General features: G+C 67.1%; 2 protein-coding genes and 1 pseudogene. 1 reads left to right on the top strand and 2 read right to left on the bottom strand.

Annotation, left to right across the window (positions count from 1 at the left end):
* Positions 1-486, top strand: a 486-nt coding sequence (locus JCM9942_RS16005) for a J domain-containing protein (RefSeq protein WP_256202410.1), incomplete at its 5' end; no start/stop codon positions are given.
* A 74-nt stretch (positions 487-560) separates the two neighbouring features.
* Here JCM9942_RS16005 and pilH read toward each other — a convergent pair.
* Together pilH and JCM9942_RS15995 are read right to left on the bottom strand one after the other, a co-directional pair.
* Complete coding sequence (gene pilH, locus JCM9942_RS16000; protein WP_054660845.1) at positions 561-944, bottom strand: twitching motility response regulator PilH; 384 nt, start codon at positions 942-944, stop codon at positions 561-563.
* Between the two features lie 106 nt (positions 945-1050).
* A pseudogene (locus JCM9942_RS15995) lies at positions 1051-1361 on the bottom strand (oxidoreductase); the annotation flags it as partial.

Below are 1361 nucleotides of genomic sequence, written 5' to 3'. Positions count from 1 at the left end.
ATGCGCGATACCCGCGCCAAACTGTCGGTGCCGCTGGAGGCCGCCTACAAGGGCGACACCTTGCGTATCACCGTGGATGGCCGCCAGCTGGATGTGCGCGTGCCCAAGGGCATCCGTCCGGGCCAGGTGATCCGGCTGTCCGGGCAGGGCAGCGCCGGCGGCAACCTGATGCTGGAAGTGGAGTACGCCGCGCATCCGCAGTTCGAGGTCGATGGCCGCAATATCCTCTACACGCTGCAGGTTACGCCGTGGCAGGCCGCGCTGGGTACCAGCATCAGCGTGCCAACCCTGGGCGGGGCGGTGGAGCTGAAGGTGCCGGCCGATTCGGACAGCGGGCGCAAGCTGCGCCTGCGCGGGCGCGGACTGCCGGGCTCGCCTGATGGCGACCAGATCGTGGAACTGGAGGTGGTTGCGCCGGTGGCCACCAACGACGCCCAGCGCAAGGCGTACCAGAACCTGGCCAAGGCGTTCGGCGAAGCCCCGTAAGCGCGGCGACCCGGTAGGCAGAAAGCACAAAGGCGGGCCAGTGGCCCGCCTTTTGCTTGTCCGCAATCGTGGCTTCAGGCCGGCGGCGGCTCTTCCACGTTGAATACCCGTTCAATCACTTCCGACAGCTCCGCTTCGGAGAACGGCTTGGTGATATAGGCCTTGGCGCCCTGGCGCATGCCCCACAGCCGGTCGGTGTCCTGGTCCTTGGTGGTCACCAGGATCACCGGGATGTGCTGGGTGCTGGCCTCGCGCTTGAGCGTGCGGGTGGCCTGGAAGCCGTTGAGGTTGGGCATCACCACGTCCATGAGCACCAGGTCCGGCAGCACGGATTTGGCCACTTCCACCCCGGCAGCGCCGTCGGTAGCGGTGAAGGTCTCATGCCCCAGTTTCTCGACGATGCGCTGGATGCCCATCAGCTGCGACGGTGAATCGTCGACGATCAGGATGCGTGCCATGTTGTTTCCCCACTTCCATCTTCCCCAAGATGCGGGCGAGTGTAGTGCCGGCCCGGCATGGACGTGAAGCTTTGTGCGTCACGTCCGTGGCGCGGTGCCGGGTTGGTCAGTCCACTCTTACGAGCGTGCGGCCGAAGGACTGTCCGGCCAGCATGCGCTCGAACACCTGCGGAAGCTCGGCCAGGCCCACTTCCCGGCGGCAGATGGTGTCCAGGTGGCGCGGCTTCCAGTCATCGCCCAGGTGCTGCCAGACCTGCTGGCGGATATCGCGCGCGGTTCCGGCCGAGGCTACGCCCAGCAGCGAGACGCCGCGGATGATGAAGGGCATCACCGTCATGGCCAGATCGCCGCTGGCGGCCAGGCCGGCCGAGGCGACATTGCCGTACGGCGCGGTCTGCGCCAGCAGGCTGACCAGCA

The organism is Stenotrophomonas pictorum JCM 9942 (genome assembly GCF_001310775.1).
Lineage (GTDB): Bacteria > Pseudomonadota > Gammaproteobacteria > Xanthomonadales > Xanthomonadaceae > Stenotrophomonas > Stenotrophomonas pictorum.
The sequence above is the reverse complement of the archived record's forward strand: the minus strand, read 5'-3'. Positions and strand labels throughout refer to the sequence as shown.

What these genes read in the sequence shown, in the direction of transcription:
- pilH (WP_054660845.1), bottom strand. Translation starts at nt 944, where the DNA reads ATGGCACGCATCCTGATCGTCGACGATTCACCGTCGCAGCTGATGGGC.